Origin of the sequence: Rhodopila sp., from assembly GCF_965277165.1 — a bacterium.
Taxonomy (GTDB): domain Bacteria; phylum Pseudomonadota; class Alphaproteobacteria; order Acetobacterales; family Acetobacteraceae; genus Rhodopila.
Genome location: NZ_CBDICE010000005.1, coordinates 1,923,160 through 1,940,855 on the forward strand (window position 1 = coordinate 1,923,160; position 17,696 = coordinate 1,940,855).

Below are 17,696 nucleotides of genomic sequence, written 5' to 3' on the forward strand. Positions count from 1 at the left end.
AGCGGCGACCAGGGCCGTCATGGTCAGAACAGCACGCACAGAGGGAAATACGTTGTTTGCCGTATATACTGCCGCGGTTGGCGGTTTTGTTGATTGACGGGTCCCTGGGTCCCGCACACGATCCTGCGCGGCCCGTCGAAGAACGGGCGTGGGACGGAAAGCCGAGACGGAAAGTTCTAGGCAGGCGGGAGAACACAACCCCTTCATGGCTATCCGGCAGCGAATCGTCCCGTCCCGAAGGGACTACAATCGCTGGGTCGCCAACCAGACGCTCGAGGATTTCGCCCTTCGTTTCGCGTCTGTTTCGGCACGGCGCTGGAGCGGCGCGCGTGTCGCCAGCACCGCGCTCGGGGCGAGTTCGTTCCTGGCGCTGGAGGCGATCGGCGGCGGCGTCACATTGCGCTACGGCTTTGCCAATGCCGCGGCGGCTATCGGCGTTGTCAGCGTGCTGATCTTTCTGACCGCGCTGCCGATTTCCGTGGCCGCGGCGCGCCGTGGCCTGGATATCGATCTGCTCACCCGCGGCTCCGGCTTCGGCTATATCGGATCGACGGCGACCTCGTTGGTCTATGCCACGTTCACCTTCATCTTCTTCGCCATCGAAGCCTCGATCCTGGCGACTGCGTTGCAACTCTGCCTGGGCGTGCCACTCATGCTCGGCTACGTGCTGGCGTCGCTGGCGGTGATCCCCATCGTCACCCACGGGATTACGATGATCAGCGCGTTCCAGCGCTGGACACAACCGATCTGGATCGTCCTGAACTTGCTGCCGTTCATCGGGCTCGCCGCCTGCGGGCATCTGGAATTGCACCACTGGATCGAGTTTCCTGGATCGTCCGGCAGCCGGTTCACGCTGGTCGGGTTCGGTGCAGCCGCCTCGGTGATCGTTGCGCTGATCGCGCAGGTCGGCGAGCAGGTCGATTTCCTGCGGTTCCTGCCGCCACCGGTGGCCGGTCGCCGCTGGCGGTGGTGGCTGTCTGTCATCGTCGCTGGACCCGGCTGGATCGTTCCGGGCTCAGCAAAGCTGTTCGCCGGCTCCCTGCTCGCCTGGCTGGCGATGCGGGCGGGCTTGTCCACGGTCGAGGCGGCCCAGCCGGCCATCATGTATCAGTCGGCCTTCAGCGCGTTCCTGCCCGGCTGGGGCGCCCTGGTCGCAACCGGGGCTCTGGTGGTGGTGGCACAGTTGAAGATCAACGTCACCAACGCCTATGCCGGATCGATTGCCTGGTCGAATTTCTTCTCGCGGCTGACCCGCAGCCACCCGGGCCGGGTGGTGTGGGTCCTGTTCAACGTCGCGATCGCGCTGGTGCTGATGGAGATCGGACTGTACGGCGCGATCGAGCGGATCCTGGCGCTGTTCTCCATCCTCGCCAGCGCCTGGGTCGGGGCGTTGGTCGCCGATCTTGTGGTCATCCGACCGCTAGGGCTGGCGCCGCAGACGCTGGATTTCAAGCGGGCGCATCTTTACGATATCAATCCGGTCGGGGTGGGCGCGATGGTCCTGGCCACGCTGACCGGCCTCGCGGCGCATTTCGGCAGCTTCGGCGTCGGGGCTCACGCAGCCGCGCCATTCATCGCCCTGGTGCTGGCGTTCACCACCGCACCACTGATCGCGTGGGCCACCGATGGCCGCTTCTACCTAGCCCGGCGTCCGCGCAGAACCTGGGACAGGCAGGCCTTCGCCAAACCATGCGTGGTGTGCGGCAACACCTTCGAGACTGCCGATACCGCGTACTGCCCGGCCTATGTCGGCGTGATCTGCTCGCTATGCTGCTCGCTTGACGCGCGGTGCCATGACGCCTGCAAGCCGCACGGCCGTTCCTCGGCGCAGTTCCGCGCGATGCTTGACGCGGGAGTGCCGCGGTCACTGCGCCCCTATCTCAATGGGCCGCTGCTGCGCTTTGCCGGCACCTTCTCGATCGCGACCGGCCTGATCGGCTGCCTGCTGCTGCTGACTTTCATGCAGGCCGCGACGAACAACCCGGAAGGACGCGCGCTTCTGGCTTTGGCCATGTGGCGCGCCTTCTTCGTGCTGACGATCATCACCGGGATTGCTTCCTGGCTGCTGGTTCTGGCGCACGAGACCCGTGTCGCGGCGCAGCTTGAATCGCGACGGCAGACCACGCTGCTGTTGAGCGAGATCGATGCTCACCGGCGCACCGACGCCAAGCTGCAAAGCGCCAAGGAAGCCGCCGAGGCGGCCAATCTTGCGAAAAGCCGGTTTGTTGTCGGTGTCAGCCACGAGTTGCGCACGCCGCTGAACGCCGTATTGGGCTATGCGCAGATCCTGGAGCTGGATTCCACCATCCCGGTCCACCGCCGGGAGGCGATCCGCACAATCCGCCGCAGCGGCGATCACATGGCCGGGCTGATCGACGGGCTGCTGGACATCGCCAAGATCGAGGCGGGCCGAATCGAGATCGATCGGCGCGCGGTCAGACTGCAGGCGTTCCTCGATCAGCTGGTCGACATGATCCGCCCTCAGGCGGCCGGGAAAGGCATCAGCTTCAGCTTTGAAGCCAGCCAGCCGTTGCCCGCCGTCGTGCACACCGACGAGACCCGCCTGCGACAGATCCTGCTCAATCTGCTGTCCAATGCGCTGAAGTTCACCGCACGCGGTGGTGTTACGCTGCGCGTGCGCCGGCGCGGCGCGGTGACCGAATTCGCCATCGCCGACACCGGCCGTGGAATCAGCGAGGCTGATCTGAAGCGAATCTATGACCCGTTTGAACGCATTGAGCACGCCGGCCAGCCGTCGCTGCCGGGCATCGGCCTGGGCCTGACCATCACCAAGCTGCTGACCGAGATCCTCGGCGGCGAGATCTCCGTTACCAGCCGCCCGAACGAAGGCAGCGAGTTCCGCGTCCGGCTGCTGCTGCCTGAGGTACCCAGTGCGCCGACGTCCCCGACGAAGCGGCGTCGGATCGTTGGCTACCGAGGGCGGCGCCGCGTACTGATCGCGGCGGACGACGACCCGACGCATCGCGCTCTTCTAGAAGAGACCCTATCGCCGTTGGGGTTCGAACTGCTGACAGTGCGGGATGGTGCAAGCTGCCTGCGTCTGGCGGCCGAGCACCAGCCGGATGGGTTCATCCTGGATCTGTCGATGCCGGAAATGGACGGCTGGCGCCTTGCCACGCTGTTGCGAGAAGCCGGCTTCGACATGACGCCGATCCTGATCGTTTCGGCGCACCCGCATGAGGAGGCGCAGTGGTATGGCGAACGTCCGTTGCATGATGGATTTCTCTCCAAGCCGCTCGACTTGGCAGCGTTTGTCGAAACCATCGGCCAGCGCCTGGGCCTGCAGTGGATCGAGGAGGCCTTCGCGCTCGATGCGGATGGTTCGGCGATCGCCGATACACCGGTCCCGGTGCCGCTGATCGCGCGTCTGGATGAACTGGGACGTCTTGTGCGGATCGGCCATGTGCGGGCACTGCGAACGTTGCTGAACGAGCTGGATGCTGATGGCACGACCGGGTGCGACGTGATTGGCCAGATGCGCGGCGCGCTGACCGACTTCCGCCTGGACGAACTCGCGGAGATCGTCGATTCCGTGCGTGCCCGGTCGGGTTGAGATGCCGCAGGCTGACATCCCATCCGGTGCCACGGTGCTGATCGTCGACGACGACCCGGGCACGTTGGGCTTCTTGACCGAAGCGCTTGAGAACGAACGGTTCACCATTCTGGTGGCACTGCGGGGTGACCGGGCGCTGGCTATCGTGCAAGCGCATCGGCCGGACCTGGTCCTGATGGACGCGGTCATGCCGGAGCTTGACGGGTTCGAGACATGCCGGCGGCTGAAGCGCGTGCCGCGCGCGGCAACCATACCGGTGATTTTCATGACGGGTCTCAGTGACACCGACCACGTGATCCGGGGGCTGGAGGCCGGCGGGGTGGATTACGTGACCAAGCCGGTCGTACCACGCGAGCTGGTGGCGCGCATCCGTGTGCATCTGGCAGGGGCGCAGCTGGTCGCCAGCGCTCACGCAGCAATCGACGCAGCGGGCCAGGCGTTGTTCGCCACCGATCCGCAGGGCAGGCTTCGCTGGGCCACCCCGACCGCCACGCGGCTGCTCGCACGGACGCATGGCGCCGAACGCGGGCAGACGTCCGGCGAGGACGGTCATACCGAACTGCTGCGGCTAGCCATCTCGGCCGGTGCGGTGGAATGTCCGGCGGCAGCGGGTGGCGCCGCGAGCGTGGATATCCGTCTGGTGGGCCGGCTGGGCGGCGACGAAATCCTGATGCGTATCGCCGAGGCTCAGCCCACCCGGGATGAGGCACGGATCCATGCGAGGCTGAAGGTGACGCGCCGTGAAGCTGAAGTGCTGCTCTGGCTATCACGCGGCAAGTCCAATCGGGATATCGCCGAGATACTGGGTCTCAGACCACGTACCGTGAACAAGCATCTTGAACAGATCTATGCCAAACTCGGCGTCGAGAACCGGGCTTCCGCGGTCGCGCTGACGCTGCATGCGCTGGCTAATGAAGGGGCGTTGTAAACTTGACGGTCGCCAGGTAACGACCGGCTGGCGGGCCGATATGGGATTGTCTCTGTCAGCACATTGCCCTGGCACAGGAAGCCCAGGCGCTGGGCCGTCCTGGCGTGGGTCGCAACAGATGCAGCGTGACCCTTTGCAAGCCTCCTTGGAGGCGCCTTGCTGACCCGCCTCTCCGCCAAGTCCCCGAACGAAAGTCACACCCGCTCAATAATGCGACCCGACAGCCCGGCGGTTTGATCACCAGCCGGTTCCATCCTATGCTCACGTTTCAGACCAATCCAAGCCACGAGGATCGAGCATGGAGTATGTCTGCGACGCGCCACGCACCCGGACCTGGTTCCGCCTTCTGACCGAAGGCGAGGCGGTGTCTGAATCGCTCGAGATGCATCACGCGGTGGAAAAGCACTACCGCCGCGAACGCGAACGCGCGATCGATGCCTTCCATCCGACAACCTCGGTATTCATCGAGCAGGACATCAACAAGGAAGCCCATATCAGGCGATCGATGCCGCTGTTCCTGACGCTGCGAGACCAGGACGGCGCCGCACTGGCGACCGCCATGCTACCGCCGAACGCCAAGCCCAGCGGCGGGTGCATCATTGTTGGACCCGGCAATGCCGACCCGTACCCAGAGCATGCCGACGCGATCGCGGCGCTCGGTGCCCATTTCGGCATCACCCTCGACCGAGGCAGTTGCTATCCCTATCGTCGATAATCGCAGGAGGAATCCGCCGTGGCCATCACACTGGAGAAGTTCGCCGCCGACTGTCATGCCGCATTGAAGGGCCAGCCCGGAACGCCGGGGCGGGAACAGGTGCGCAAGCTGGTCGAGCAGGCCCTGGCAGATCCGGCTTTCATCGCGACCTACATCCCGCCGGGCACGCCCGAACGACATCTGTTGTATGAAGACGCCGAGCTGGGGTTCGCCATCCTGGCCCACGGCTATGTCGGGGCAAAGGGCAGCAAGCCACATGACCATGGTCCGTCCTGGGCGATCTATGGTCAGGCCGATGGCGAGACGATCATGACGGACTGGGATTGTGTCGCCCGTCCCGCCGACGGCAGTCCAGGCAAGGCGGTCGCGAACCATGACTACGTCATGAAGCCTGGCGACGCTTATCTTTACGATGTCGGCGTGCTGCACTCGCCCGAACGCAAGGGTGACACCCGGCTGTTGCGGATCGAAGGCCTGAACATGGCGATGGTGAAGCGCTTCCCGTACGAGGCGGTCACGCTCAGCCGAGCGGCGGAATGATCTGCCGCTCCTCGATCAGGTAGGTCTTTATCCGGCCGATGAACAGCGCTCCGTCGTCGGTCAGCGCCTTCATTTCCGCCGTCGTGCTTGCTTGCTCGAAACTCGCCAGGTTGTCGTACCAAAGCTCGGCGATACCATCGACCTCCAGGTCGGTATCCGGAATGTCGGGGCGCGAGCGGCTCTCGGTGATGTGCGACTGGACATAGCGTCGGATGCCGGGAACGTGGTGCGCCAGCGGGGCATGGACGTCGAACCAATGGCGCACGAACTCGGCGTGAGTGATCCCCTCCTTTCGCGTCAGAAGGCTCAGTAGTTTTATCATTCGCGTTCTCCTCCGATGCTGACGACATGCCTTGCCGGGTCCCATCGTTCGGCCGCGGCCGCACAGCGCGCCACGTCTTCCTCCAGCATAAGGTCGGCGGCGACCAGTTCCTCGGCGGCTCTGGTGATGGCCGCGACGTAGCCGCGCCAGTCGGAATAACGTTCCGCGACTGAAAGTCGCGGATCGCCGGTCGCCAATCGTTCGGCCGGCGTCTCCGGAAATGGTATGTAACTGCCCTCGAACTTCCATTGCACGCCGTGCCCGTGACCGCGGCTCCGCGGATTCCATCCGGTATAGGTCCCCAGCGGCGCGTTCACCATCGGGGCTCGGACGCCGGCGATGTCGTTGCCGTCCTTGTCGACCGCAGGCACCAGCACGGTATAGCGCAGCCCCGGTCCGCCATCCGGGTCGTTCCGGCCTCGGACCATCACCGGTGGTTCGCGCAGTATCCCGCGGTCGGCGTCGGGTCCAAAGTCCAGCAGCGGCAGTGCATTCGGCTCCGCCAGAACCATCACACCCGGGATCGTCGGAAACTGCCGGCGCCAGCGGGCATATTCCACCAGCGTACCGTCCGCGCGCATCGGAAACCGGCTGTCGGGTGGCTTGGTGCCGTCCGTCGCCCATCGATCCATCGCATCCAGCAGCGCCCTGAACAACATCGACGTGGCGACCGTGTTGGACAGGTTCTGCCCGATCCCCTTGGCCGGCGCCTTCAGCAGCGGGTTGGCCGAATGTTGCGAACTGGACCAGCAATAAACCCGCACCGTTGCCGGCTGAGGCAGATCGTGGCCCAACGTATCAGTGTGCACCAGCGAACCGCGCCGCACCCAGTACTCCGTCGCGGTCTGGGTATGGAACACCAGCGGATCGGTCTCTGGTCGTTTCAAGATTGCGTCTTCACGGCCGGTAAGGTGATCGACCGACCACGCATAGGAAAACGGAAATGAATCAGCGATATTGAAATGATCTTCGTATTGCTGACCGCCGGAAACGATCGGGCTGGCGAACCGATGGTTCAACCACTTTCGCCCCGCACCCGAGACATGCGGCATCACCCCGTCGAACACCCTTCGCCCCGCGGCGTCCGCATTGTAGCCTCGATAGACGAAATCCCGCAGGCAACGCCCGGTTTGCGACCGGCCCCAGGCATACGCCTGCCGGATTCCGGCCAGGGGGTTGCCGCTACCGTCCGCGTATTTGACGAAACTGACAAAGTCGCGCACCGCAACGTGGCCCAGGCCCATCAATTTCGGGTCGCGCGCGGTATAGATCAGTTCGTAGATCCAGCCGGGTTCGAATCCCGGCCGGTAGTGAATGAAACCGTCGGCGGGAACGATCGCGCGTTCCAGGGTTGTCGCCTCGGTGCCCGCACCGCTTATCTCAAGCGCGAAATCCCACTCTGAGGCTGCAACGGGTTCAGGTGTGTCGTACGGATACCGCCGTCTTGTCAGTATCGCATCACGCTTGTCGCGGGAAGCGACCGGATAGGAGTGCGCCGCCAACCGGCCGCTCAGCGGCATGCTCGGGCCCGAGGGCTTGTCGACGATGATCTCGGTGCGTACTCGCCCGGTGATCGCCACGCCGTTATCGGTTGCCACCGGCACATCGAGAACCATGCGGCCGTCTCCGGGCAGGATATCGCCCTCCCACGCCAACCAGGCGAGCGCGTAGCCGCGCCGCATCAGGAAGCCGTTGCCGGCATGGTCCAGCGTCAGCGGCTCGTTGCTGTGCATCGCATCGTTAAAAAATTGCAACGCTCGTTTGTTCCCGCGATTGCCATAGTCGAACAGCACTCGCCGGTTGCCGCCACCCAGCGGCTTCAGCAGCATCAGGTCCGCCTCGAACCGCACCGATCCGTCCGGGTCGCGCGGCGCCCGGCCGATGTCGACGACATCCGCCTGGGCTTGGGCCAGGGGATCGACGGCAAACAGAACCCGTCCGGTCAGTCTCTCATAGGCCCCGACTTCGTCGAACGCGTGCCCGCCGGCGAATGGACGCCGATCGTCGATGCGAATCTCAAGCGTGCCTGCCATGCCGGGTCTCCTCCACCCGGCCAGTCTGCGCGACCGATGGCGGCGGCTCAAGCGTTGGAGGAAACGCGCTGCCGCTCCCCAAGCGCCGCCTCGACGGTTCGGTACAGGTCGGCGGCGGCAAACGGCTTGCGGATCACTCGATCGCCAGGCTCCAGCGCGCTCTCGATCTCATCGGCGTAACCCGAGATGAAGACGACCGAAAGATCCGGCAGTTGTGCTCTTGCCAACGCGGCAAGTCGGGATCCGGTCATTCCGGGCATGACCAGATCGGTCAGCAGGATGTCGATCGCGGCATCCTGAGCCATCACCATAAGGGCGGCTTCGCCACAATCGACATGGCGCACGTTGTATCCAAGGTCCTGCAGCATCGCGGCCGTCACCGCTCGCACCTGATCGTCATCATCGACCAGCAGGATCGTCGCACTTGTGCCGGTCAGCGATTCCGGCCGCGAATCGGATGATTGGAGCAAGGGCATCGTGCCGGCGCGCGGCAGATCGACGATTACAGCCGTGCCGCGGCCGATCGCCGACTCGATTTGAACCTCCCCGCCGGACTGCCGGGTGGTGCCAAACACCTGGGAAAGTCCCAGGCCGGATCCGACGCCAAACGGCTTGGTGGTAAAGAACGGCTCGAACACTCGGCCGATGATTTCCGGCGGAATGCCGATACCGGTATCCCTGATGATGACCCTGACGTAATCGCCAGCCGGAGGTCCATCGGCAAACCTGGCTCGCTCAAGCATGTGGTTGGTCGTTTCAATGGTTATGATACCACCGTCAGGCATGGCGTCGCGCGCGTTCAATACAAGGTTCAGAATGACCAACTCGATCTGGCTTTGATCCGCCATGGTCGGCCACAGATCGTCGGCGAGGCGCAGGCTGATCTGAGTCCCCAGGCCCAAGGCGCTATCCAGCAGGTCTCGCATGCCGTGGATGGCCGCGTTCAGGTCGATTGCCCTGGGCAACAGCGGCTGCCGACGCGCGAACGCCAGCAAGTGGCCGGTCAACGTGGCACCCCGCTCCGCCGCCGCGCGTATCGCCGCCAGCCGATCCGCCAGCCCGGACGTATCGTGCCGCATCGCTCGCCGCTGCAGGATTTCGACATTGCCCAGCACCACGGTCAGCAGGTTGTTGAAATCGTGCGCGACGCCGCCGGTCAATTGACCGATCGCCTCGATGCGTTGTGCCTGGCGCAACTCCCCCTCGGCCCTCTCCCGTTCGGCGATCTGCTCCAGCAGCCGATCCTTGGTCTGTTCCGCCCTGTCGTGCGCCGCGTGGGTCTCTGCCAGCAATTGCTCGACGTCATGCGACCTGCGCGACAGCGACAGCAGCAGCACGACGACGGCACCGCCCAGCGATAGCGCACCGGCGACCAGGGCCAGGGCCTCGCGCCGCCAGTCGGACAGAATCCGTCCTTGCTCCACGGAAACCATCACCACCAGCGGAAACGCTCGAAGCGCCCTGATCGCGGTAATCCGCGTGCTGCCATCGACGGGGCTGGGCATGACCAGGGTTCCCGCCAAGCCATGTGCCAATACTTCGGTGAACGGCGGCAAGTTTCCGAAACTGGTACCGATCGTTGTGTCGACGTGGGGAAACCGGGCCAGCACCGTTCCATCGCGCAGAGTAAGGACGATCGCCCCGTTCTCGTTCAATTCGACGGCGCGGTAGAAATCCTCGAAGTAAGCCAGATTGATCGAACCGATCGCCACGCCGCTCAGCGTCCCATCGGCCGCCCAGATCGGATGCGCGAGCAATGCGTTCCATCGATCATCGGCGACACGAAACGGCGGACTGATCAGCATGGCGGCACGAGGATCCGCACGGTAGCGGGTCAATAGTGCCGCAACAAGGTTCGGCGGGGTCGTCGCTCTGTCTGGATCGGTGGATGCAATCGGCCGACCCGCGGCGTTGACGATCAAGATGGCGGCGAGTTGGCGCACGCCCCGGATCCGGCGCCGGAGCATCTCATCGACCCCTTCCAGACGCGGCAGTTGGGCCTGCACGGTCTCCTGCGCGCCCATCACCAGCAAATCCACCGCCTCGACCGCGCGCCCAGTCTGCTCGGCAAAGACCATGTCCAGCCGAGCCATTTGTCGCTCCGTGTCCGAAATGAGCGCCTTGCGACTTGCGTCTACTTCATGGCAGGCAGCGCCCGCCACCAGCAGTAAAATGACCCCGGACACGACCCGAAGCGCCGCGCTCACCGGGGTCAGGGGACGGAAGAGCGGCCACGCGGCCTGCCTGCTCATGTGCTGTCTTCCGGACCCTTCAATCAAAATCGAGTTGAGCGTTATCACAAACACGCGGGCGGAGCATATATCCTCGCTGTTTCGTGATCGTGGCGGTAGAAACTCGTCAAATTTAGTTGGCGACCCGCGACGGTAAGCCGCCGGCATAAGCCAGTATCTGCTCGAAGCATTCGCCGAAGTAGAGCTCGAAGTTGTCCCATTCGGCCCAGCCGAGATGTGGAGTGCACACCACGTTGGGCATCGACAGAAACGGATGTTCGCCGTTGCGAACAGGCTCTTTCTCGTAAACGTCGACCGCGGCGTAGCCGGGGCGGCCATTGCGCAGGCCCGTCAGCAGCGCGCTTGGCTGGATCAGTTCGGCGCGTGATGTGTTGACCAGGAGCGAGGTTGGTTTCATCCGTGCCAAATCGTCCGGCCCGACGATGCCACGCGTGTCGGCACGTAAACGGACGTGCAACGAAAGCACGTCGGAGCGTTCGAACAAATCGGCTTGGTTGGCGGCAAACTCATACCCGGCGGCCTTGGCTTTGGCGGCCGACCCGTCGCGCCCCCAGATCAAGGGGTGCATGCCCATGCCGGCCCCGGCTCGGGCGACGATCGATCCGATCGCGCCAAGGCCGAAAATGCCAAGCCTGTTACCCGACAATCGATGCGAAAGCGTGCATGGCCAGTCACCCCGACGCATCCGTTCCGCTTCCAACGCGACGTTACGGCGCGCCGCAACGATCAACGCAATGGTCAGTTCCGCCGGCGCGATCGGCGAATTGCTGGCGCCGTGGGACACCAGGATGTTGCGCTCCCGGCAGGCGGCATGATCGATCGTTGTCGCCGCTCGCCCGACCAATGCGATCAGGCGCAGGTTCGGCAAACGCTCGATCAGCGTTCGGGAAAAGCTGACCCGCTCGCGAATCGCGACGATGACCTCGGCCGGGTGAAGTCGCTCGACAAGTTGGTCCGGATCGGCCGCCGGTTCGCGGTAACGAACCACGTCATGGCCAGCGAGCAGCGAAAAGCAGGACAATCGATGGACGACATCCTGATAATCGTCCGGAATGACTATTTTCATCACTGCTCCAGAAATAGGCTGCCGGGACGGATCCGAACGTCGTTGATCAGGCGGTGTATTCCCGCAGCAGGCGTCCCCAGCCAAACACCGGTGCATGATAGCCAGCCAGAGTAAGCGCGGCCCAAAGGCTGACCTGATTGGTCGTCAGCACCGGCTTGCCGATCGCTGATTCCAGGCGATCCACGATGCCCAGCGTCAGCCAGTTCCCGCATGCCAGCAACACCGCCTCCGCGTCCGGCTGATCGACCGCGACACCCATATCGAAGGCGGTCTGTTCATCCAGCCTGCCGATCTCCAGGTTGTCGACATGCCCCATAGCCTGCTGGGCAAGCACCCGAAATCCGTTGGCCTCGATGAACGCCGCCGCCGTCGCGTTGGTCTCGTCGCTCCAAGGCGCCGCGATCACCAAGCGGTTCACATCCAATACCCGCAGGGCCTGGATCAACCCGGTCGAGGCGGTTGTCGCCTTGCGGCCCGAAGCGGACTCAATCCGCTGGATCAATTCTTTATCGTATCCGATTCCGTTGCGACAACTCGGCGCAGTCGCGGCCAGCACGATGGCATCGACATCGGCATCCGCGAGCTTCCGGCTTTCGGTCTCGATGTCCTCGACGATCCGTTCGGTAGACGATGCCTCGACCGTGCGCAATGGCAGCCGAGCGATGTGCAAGGTGACGCCGTCCGGCAGGATACGGGCGAATTCCGGCTCCTGCGTGGTGTTGGATGAAGGAAGCAGCAGCCCGATCCGTCGCTGGTTGCTTTCGGGCCGGTCCTGGCGCACTGGCATGACCTTTTCCCTCCCTGCGTATCAAGGCATTTTTCCCCAACATCTCGTCCATTGTCAAACCGGCCTTTCCATCCGGCGCCGTTCCGTTAGCATGTCAACGAATGAGTGAAACGCCTGAAAACCGCGGGGAGCAGCACCAAACCAGGATCAGGACAAGCGACGGAGGCTGGCAGCGCACGCTATGGGCGATGGTCGGTATCCAGTTCGTCATGACGGCATCGATCAGCTTTCTCAGTCCGATCATCCCGCTGATGCTGCCGCAACTCGGCGTCACCACCACGCGAGGCGTCGATCTCTGGGCCGGGGTGATCACCGGCGCGACCTCTTTCGTCGCGGCATTCGCCTCCCCGATCTGGGGCCGCGTGGCCGACAAGCACGGTCGAAAACTGTCGCTGATCCGATCCAGCGCGGCGATTGGAATTTTCACCGCGGCGATGGGACTGGCAACCAATGTCTGGTGGTTCTTTGGTGCGCGCGCGGTGATGGGCGCCTTTGCGGGTTTCTCATCCGCCGCCATCGCCCTGGTTGCCAGCCAGGTGCCGGAGCGCCGGCTGGGCTACGCCCTTGGCTGGCTGAGCACCGGTCAATTGGTCGGATCGCTGATCGGCCCGGTGCTTGGCGGCGGCCTGGCCGACATCACCGGCAGCTACCGGGTGCCGTTCTTTTGCACCGGAGCGGTCACGCTGGCGGCGCTGGCCCTGGTCTGGGCGACCGTGCACGAGAATTTCACCCCGCCGAAGCAGACCGGCCCGTCGAAATCCATTATCTCCGGCCTGCGGCTGTTGACCGGTTCGGCGAGCCTGCTCGCCTTGTTCATGGTGCTGCTGATGGCGCAGTTCAGCGTTCGAACCGTGCAGCCGGTGGTGACCCTTTTCGTGCAGCATCTGATCGGGTCGCCACCGGAAATTGCCACGCTGTCGGGAATTGCGTTTTCGGTGACCGGCTTGGCCGACCTGGTGTCGTCGCCGTTCCTCGGCAAGCGCAGCGATATAATCGGCTATCGCAGAGTGCTGCTGATCTGCCTGCTGGGCGCCACGCTGACCAGCGCGCCGCAGATCTTCGTCAGCAGCTACTGGGCCTTCGTGGCCGAGCGCTTCGCGGTGGGGCTGTTCATCGGTGGTATCCTGCCCACCGCGAACGCATTGATCGGCCGCAGCGTGTCGCGGGAAAACCGCGGCACGATCTATGGCATGACGTCGTCAGCGACGTTCCTTGGCAATTCGCTGGGGCCGCTGACCGGCGGCAGCGTCGCGGCCAGCCTGGGCATCCGCTACGTGTTCGTGGTAACGACGGTGCTGCTGGCGGTGAACCTTGTGTGGGTCTGGTTCACCGTGGCCGAACTGCGTGAAGAAACGTTGCCGCAATAATCCAGTCGGCGCAATCACGTCACGCGGAAATTGCCGAACTGCCACGGGCAGGACGCATCGACCGGTTCCGGGAACAACCGGCCCCGGTCCAGCAGCGGCGTCCAGTCGCTGTAAGCACCGACCATATCGCCCAGGTAGGGTTCGGCGACCTGCAGCACCCGCGCATGATCCAGGTGATCGGCTTCGACGACGCCGGACCGCGGATTCTCCATCGCCCAGACCAGCCCACCCAGCACCGCGGCGGTGACCTGCAGGCTGGTGGCGTTGTTGTGCGGCGCCAGCGCTCGGGCCTGCTCGATCGACAGGCGGGAGCCATACCAGTACGCACCTCGAGCATGCCCCATCAGCAGCACGCCGAGTTCGTCGACACCGCCATCGATTTCATCCATCATCAGACGCTGCCTGGGCTGAAGCTGCCAGTTGCGTCCGGCGAACTCATGCACCGACAGGACGGCGTCGTCGCAAGGATGATAGGCGTAGTGCACCGTCGGGCGGTAACGCACGGCGCCCCCTTCAACCACGGTGTAGTAATCGGCGATCGAGATAGATTCGTTGTGCGTGATCAGGAACCCGTGCTGCGGTCCCGCCATCGGCGTCCAGCTTCGCACCCGGGTCGAGGCGCCGGGGCGCATCAGATAGATTGCCGCGCCACCGCCGAAATCATGCTGACGCGCATCCGCCGGCAGCGTCTTCTCGTGCGTGCCCCAGCCAAGCTCAGCCGGTTGGCAGCCTTCTCCGGCAAAGCCGTCGATCGACCAGGTGTTGACGAACTCGCCGGCCCGTTTGTTGATGGACGACGACTGGGTGTCGCGTTCGGCGATATGGATCACCTTCACATCAAGGCTTCGCGACAACGCTGCCCAATCCTGGCGGTTCGAGGGGACGGTTGTCTCCACACCCGTATCGCGGGCAAGATTAAGCAGTGCCTGTTTGACGAAATGGGACACCAGGCCCGGGTTGGCGCCGTGTGTAAGTACCGCCGTCGGGCCGTCCCCGCCGGCGAGTGCCAGGGCGCTTTCCCGCAAGGCATAATTCGACCGTTGCGATGGCGTCAGCGACGGGTCGGTGTAGCCCCCGGCCCACGGCTCGATGCAGGTATCCAGATACAGCGCGCCTCGCTGCTGACAGAACGCGATCAGCGCGACCGATGAAACATCGACGCTCAGGTTCAACAGCATGTCGCCGGGCCGTAGCAGCGCGGTCAGCACGCCGCTAAAATTGTCGCGGGTCAGCGGTGTGACGGTAAAGCTGACATCATTCTCCGCCGCGACTTGCTGCCCGCGCGAGTCGCCGGACACGATGCTGATCTGCTCGCGCGGCATGTCGATGTGACGCAGGATCAGGGGCAGCACGCCTTGGCCGATGCTGCCAAAGCCCAGCATCACCAGGCGGCCGTCGAAGCCGACGTGTCGCATCGCTTGGGTCTCCTTTTCGATCAGGCAGCGACCTCTAGAGGGTCCGGCAAGGAAGTTGGCCTATCGCGCATCGGCTTGTCACCGACTTCCACGATTCTGGCCCGGTCAAATCCGTTGAATGCCGTGCGCAGGCAGGCGCCGTAGGCTCCAAGCTGGCCGATCTCGATCCAGTCTCCCTCCGCCGTGTCCGCCGGCAGCAGGAACGGGCCACGCATGACATCGGCGCTGTCGCAGGTCGGCCCAAACAGCGAGAAGCTGGTCGTTGCCGCGACCGAGCTCCGGTCCGGGCGGATCAGTCGCACCGGGTAGCGGAAACCGAGTGTGCCGGCGTCCGCCAGACTGCCGTAGACGCCGTCGTTGACGTATAGCGCCGCGCCTCGCCGCGCCTGCACCTGCACGACGACCGAGGTCCCCGCCGCGACCAGTGCTCGTCCCGGCTCCGCCCAAAGGCGAGCGTCGGGCAGGCCTAGCGCCTCGAACCCGGCCTCGATCTCGGCGAAGCAGGCGCCCAGCGGAGGCGGCTCTTGATCCGGATAGGCAACCGGAAATCCGCCGCCCACGTCGATGATGTCGACCTTGACGCCGGCCGCGCGGATCACCCGTCCGGTCAGTGCCAGTGCCTCGCGCCAGGCCAGCGGGTCGAGACACTGCGACCCGACATGGAAGCTGACCCCAAGTACCCTCGCGCTGCCGCGCGCGGCGCGCAGCAGATCCGCGGCGGCCTCGGCCTCGGCGCCGAATTTGCCCGACAGGTCCAGCATCGCCGCGCCCTTCGGCAGCGCGATCCGCACGATCAGACCAGGCACGCCGGGCACCTCCGTGGCGGCGATTTCGGCCAGGATCTTTGTCAGTTCATCGGCGCTGTCGAGGACAAAATCCCGCACCGCATGACGCGCCCAGGCTTCGCGGATTGCGCCGCGTGCCTTGATCGGATGCATGAAGTGGATCGCAGCCTCGGGCAACATGGCACGGACCAGCCGGATTTCGGGGAGCGATGCACAATCGAAATGCTGCACGCCGCCATCCCACAGCGCACGCAGCACCGCCGGGTCGGGGTTGCACTTCACCGCGTACAGCACGTCGCCTGGGAACGACTGCACGAAGTCGCTCGCGGTTGCCGCGACTGCATCGGGGCGCAGGCAGTGGATCGGCTCCTCGGGACGATCGGCGGCTACCACTTCGTCCACCGTGGGCCGGCGCACCGGAAAGTCGACGAGAACACGGCGGAGCGGCGAAACGGCGGCGCGGGTTCGCGCCGCGAACGGCTGAGCGACAACAGACATCGTGGTCATCCTCGCGGACAAACGGGCGGGTTGACCGCCCATCCGGACAAACGGACGCAGCGTGAGCGTCCGAAACGAAACGGGGACTTGGGCCGAAACCGCGCGAAAACGCCGCGGTTTCGGGATCAGACGATGCTGGTGGTACTTCGCATCGCGGCGGCGCTGTCGGACATAGGCGTGTTCCTAAACGACCCCGGCCCACGGTTGGCCGGGTCAATCGAAAAGGACGCGTTTACGTCGTTGCTCATTTTTAGGCGGCGCGCAGACCCTCAGCGCATAGCCCCCGATCCCGCAAGCGCCAGATATTCCCAGACCATCGTTGCCGCCGCGAGCGCCGTGATTTCAGCGACGTCGAACGGGGGTGCAACCTCGACCACGTCCATGCCGACGAAACGAACGGCCTTCAATTGCCGCAGCACTGCCTGCGCCTGCCATGACGCAAGGCCGCCAACCTCGGGCGTGCCGGTGCCGGGCGCGAAAGCCGGATCGAGCGCGTCGATGTCGAAGCTTAGATAGGCCGGCTCCGAGCCGATCACCTCGGCGATCCGTGCGGCGACCGCCGCGGGGGTAGACGCATGCACATTCTGGGCGGACAGCACAGTCACCCCGCGGGCCAGCGTCCAATCCATCACCGCTTTCTCGACCGGAGACCGGATACCGACCTGGATCATGCGCCGCGGATCAACCAGGCGCTCGTTGATGGCGTGATAGAACGGCGATCCATGGGCGTAGGTCTGGCCGAAATTGGTTGGCCAAGTGTCGACGTGGGCGTCGAAATGCACCAGGGCGACAGGCCGCCCAAGCCGTTTTGTCAGCGCGCGCAATAGGGCCAAGGTGATGCCATGCTCGCCGCCCAGCGCGATCAGGTGGCCGATCGCGCTGGCCTGGGCCTCGATCATCGCTAAACTGGCCTGGATGTCGCCCAGTGCCAGCGCGAAATCGCCGATGTCGGCCAGCGATGCGCGGGCCGGGTCGACCCAGTGTTCCGGATGGTCACCATCGGTCAGCATCCGGCTCGCGCGGCGGATCGCCGCGGGGCCTTCGCGCGACCCGGCGCGGTTGGTGGTGCCAATATCGATCGGGACACCGGCAACCACGTATTCCGCCGAGGGGTCACGGCCGGACACTCCCAGGAAAGTCGACGGGACGGCGTAGGTGGGGGGGGCGGCCATCGAGGTTTGGGAACTTTCTCGCTCGTGACGCTGGGTCAAGATGGTGGGGTTCTTGATACAACCCGTCTAACATGGCCGAAGACCGGGCGCCACGAGCGATGCGCTCGGTCTCCCACATTGACCCGCGGGCGTTTCAGTTGCACTTCTGGCAAGACAAATTTGGCCGGATCGCGCGCTATTATTCACCAATTGCTATCCTGGACTGTTTCCATTATTGATCAATTCAGGTATCCTAAAACGGA

At 64.5% G+C, this 17,696-nt stretch carries 13 protein-coding genes; 5 read left to right on the forward strand and 8 right to left on the reverse strand.

The window, feature by feature from the left end; genetic code table 11:
* The first annotated feature begins 205 nt into the window (after positions 1–205).
* From ACQY4Y_RS09530 to ACQY4Y_RS09545, 4 genes are all read left to right on the forward strand, one after another.
* On the forward strand, positions 206–3,574 hold the full coding sequence (locus ACQY4Y_RS09530) for a hybrid sensor histidine kinase/response regulator (RefSeq protein ID WP_428490304.1): 3,369 nt from the start codon (positions 206–208) through the stop codon (positions 3,572–3,574).
* A 1-nt stretch (position 3,575) separates the two neighbouring features.
* Positions 3,576–4,502: a response regulator gene (locus tag ACQY4Y_RS09535; RefSeq protein ID WP_428490305.1), complete on the forward strand. Its 927-nt coding sequence runs from the start codon at positions 3,576–3,578 to the stop codon at positions 4,500–4,502.
* Between the two features lie 298 nt (positions 4,503–4,800).
* On the forward strand, positions 4,801–5,217 hold the full coding sequence (locus ACQY4Y_RS09540) for a hypothetical protein (protein ID WP_428490306.1): 417 nt from the start codon (positions 4,801–4,803) through the stop codon (positions 5,215–5,217).
* An 18-nt stretch (positions 5,218–5,235) separates the two neighbouring features.
* Positions 5,236–5,757: a hypothetical protein gene (locus tag ACQY4Y_RS09545; protein ID WP_428490307.1), complete on the forward strand. Its 522-nt coding sequence runs from the start codon at positions 5,236–5,238 to the stop codon at positions 5,755–5,757.
* Here ACQY4Y_RS09545 and ACQY4Y_RS09550 read toward each other — a convergent pair.
* The 5 genes from ACQY4Y_RS09550 to ACQY4Y_RS09570 form a co-directional block, all read right to left on the reverse strand.
* Complete coding sequence (locus tag ACQY4Y_RS09550; RefSeq protein WP_428490308.1) at positions 5,738–6,079, reverse strand: EthD family reductase; 342 nt, start codon at positions 6,077–6,079, stop codon at positions 5,738–5,740. The two genes, ACQY4Y_RS09545 and ACQY4Y_RS09550, sit on opposite strands and share 20 nt — an antisense overlap.
* A complete protein-coding gene (locus ACQY4Y_RS09555) occupies positions 6,076–8,112 on the reverse strand; it encodes an alpha/beta hydrolase domain-containing protein (RefSeq protein WP_428490309.1) in 2,037 nt (678 codons plus the stop codon). The genes ACQY4Y_RS09550 and ACQY4Y_RS09555 overlap by 4 nt, the downstream gene beginning before the upstream one ends.
* Before the next feature lie 47 nt (positions 8,113–8,159).
* Positions 8,160–10,205, reverse strand: a complete 2,046-nt coding sequence (locus tag ACQY4Y_RS09560; RefSeq protein ID WP_428490310.1) for an ATP-binding protein — start codon at positions 10,203–10,205, stop codon at positions 8,160–8,162.
* 271 nt (positions 10,206–10,476) lie between these two features.
* Positions 10,477–11,430: a D-2-hydroxyacid dehydrogenase family protein gene (locus ACQY4Y_RS09565; RefSeq protein ID WP_428490311.1), complete on the reverse strand. Its 954-nt coding sequence runs from the start codon at positions 11,428–11,430 to the stop codon at positions 10,477–10,479.
* 46 nt (positions 11,431–11,476) lie between these two features.
* Complete coding sequence (locus ACQY4Y_RS09570; RefSeq protein WP_428490312.1) at positions 11,477–12,217, reverse strand: maleate cis-trans isomerase family protein; 741 nt, start codon at positions 12,215–12,217, stop codon at positions 11,477–11,479.
* A gap of 101 nt (positions 12,218–12,318) precedes the next feature.
* On the opposite strand from ACQY4Y_RS09570, the gene ACQY4Y_RS09575 reads away from it, so the two are divergent.
* Positions 12,319–13,584: an MFS transporter gene (locus ACQY4Y_RS09575; protein WP_428490313.1), complete on the forward strand. Its 1,266-nt coding sequence runs from the start codon at positions 12,319–12,321 to the stop codon at positions 13,582–13,584.
* 14 nt (positions 13,585–13,598) lie between these two features.
* Here the strand turns inward: ACQY4Y_RS09575 and ACQY4Y_RS09580 are convergent, their stop codons facing one another.
* The 3 genes from ACQY4Y_RS09580 to speB all read right to left on the reverse strand — a co-directional run bounded on the left by ACQY4Y_RS09580 (position 13,599) and on the right by speB (position 17,454).
* Complete coding sequence (locus tag ACQY4Y_RS09580; protein WP_428490314.1) at positions 13,599–14,999, reverse strand: homospermidine synthase; 1,401 nt, start codon at positions 14,997–14,999, stop codon at positions 13,599–13,601.
* A gap of 20 nt (positions 15,000–15,019) precedes the next feature.
* Positions 15,020–16,282: a type III PLP-dependent enzyme gene (locus ACQY4Y_RS09585; protein ID WP_428490315.1), complete on the reverse strand. Its 1,263-nt coding sequence runs from the start codon at positions 16,280–16,282 to the stop codon at positions 15,020–15,022.
* A gap of 269 nt (positions 16,283–16,551) precedes the next feature.
* A complete protein-coding gene (gene speB / locus ACQY4Y_RS09590; protein ID WP_428490316.1) occupies positions 16,552–17,454 on the reverse strand; it encodes an agmatinase in 903 nt (300 codons plus the stop codon).
* Positions 17,455–17,696: the final 242 nt, after the last annotated feature.

Coding starts and splice junctions, on each gene's coding strand:
- ACQY4Y_RS09530 (WP_428490304.1), top strand. CDS start 206: ATGGCTATCCGGCAGCGAATCGTCCCGTCCCGAAGGGACTACAATCGC.
- ACQY4Y_RS09535 (WP_428490305.1), top strand. CDS start 3,576: ATGCCGCAGGCTGACATCCCATCCGGTGCCACGGTGCTGATCGTCGAC.
- ACQY4Y_RS09540 (WP_428490306.1), top strand. CDS start 4,801: ATGGAGTATGTCTGCGACGCGCCACGCACCCGGACCTGGTTCCGCCTT.
- ACQY4Y_RS09550 (WP_428490308.1), bottom strand. CDS start 6,079: ATGATAAAACTACTGAGCCTTCTGACGCGAAAGGAGGGGATCACTCAC.
- ACQY4Y_RS09555 (WP_428490309.1), bottom strand. CDS start 8,112: ATGGCAGGCACGCTTGAGATTCGCATCGACGATCGGCGTCCATTCGCC.
- ACQY4Y_RS09560 (WP_428490310.1), bottom strand. CDS start 10,205: ATGGCTCGGCTGGACATGGTCTTTGCCGAGCAGACTGGGCGCGCGGTC.
- ACQY4Y_RS09565 (WP_428490311.1), bottom strand. CDS start 11,430: ATGAAAATAGTCATTCCGGACGATTATCAGGATGTCGTCCATCGATTG.
- ACQY4Y_RS09570 (WP_428490312.1), bottom strand. CDS start 12,217: ATGCCAGTGCGCCAGGACCGGCCCGAAAGCAACCAGCGACGGATCGGG.
- ACQY4Y_RS09575 (WP_428490313.1), top strand. CDS start 12,319: ATGAGTGAAACGCCTGAAAACCGCGGGGAGCAGCACCAAACCAGGATC.
- ACQY4Y_RS09580 (WP_428490314.1), bottom strand. CDS start 14,999: ATGCGACACGTCGGCTTCGACGGCCGCCTGGTGATGCTGGGCTTTGGC.
- ACQY4Y_RS09585 (WP_428490315.1), bottom strand. CDS start 16,282: ATGTCTGTTGTCGCTCAGCCGTTCGCGGCGCGAACCCGCGCCGCCGTT.
- speB (WP_428490316.1), bottom strand. CDS start 17,454: ATGGCCGCCCCCCCCACCTACGCCGTCCCGTCGACTTTCCTGGGAGTG.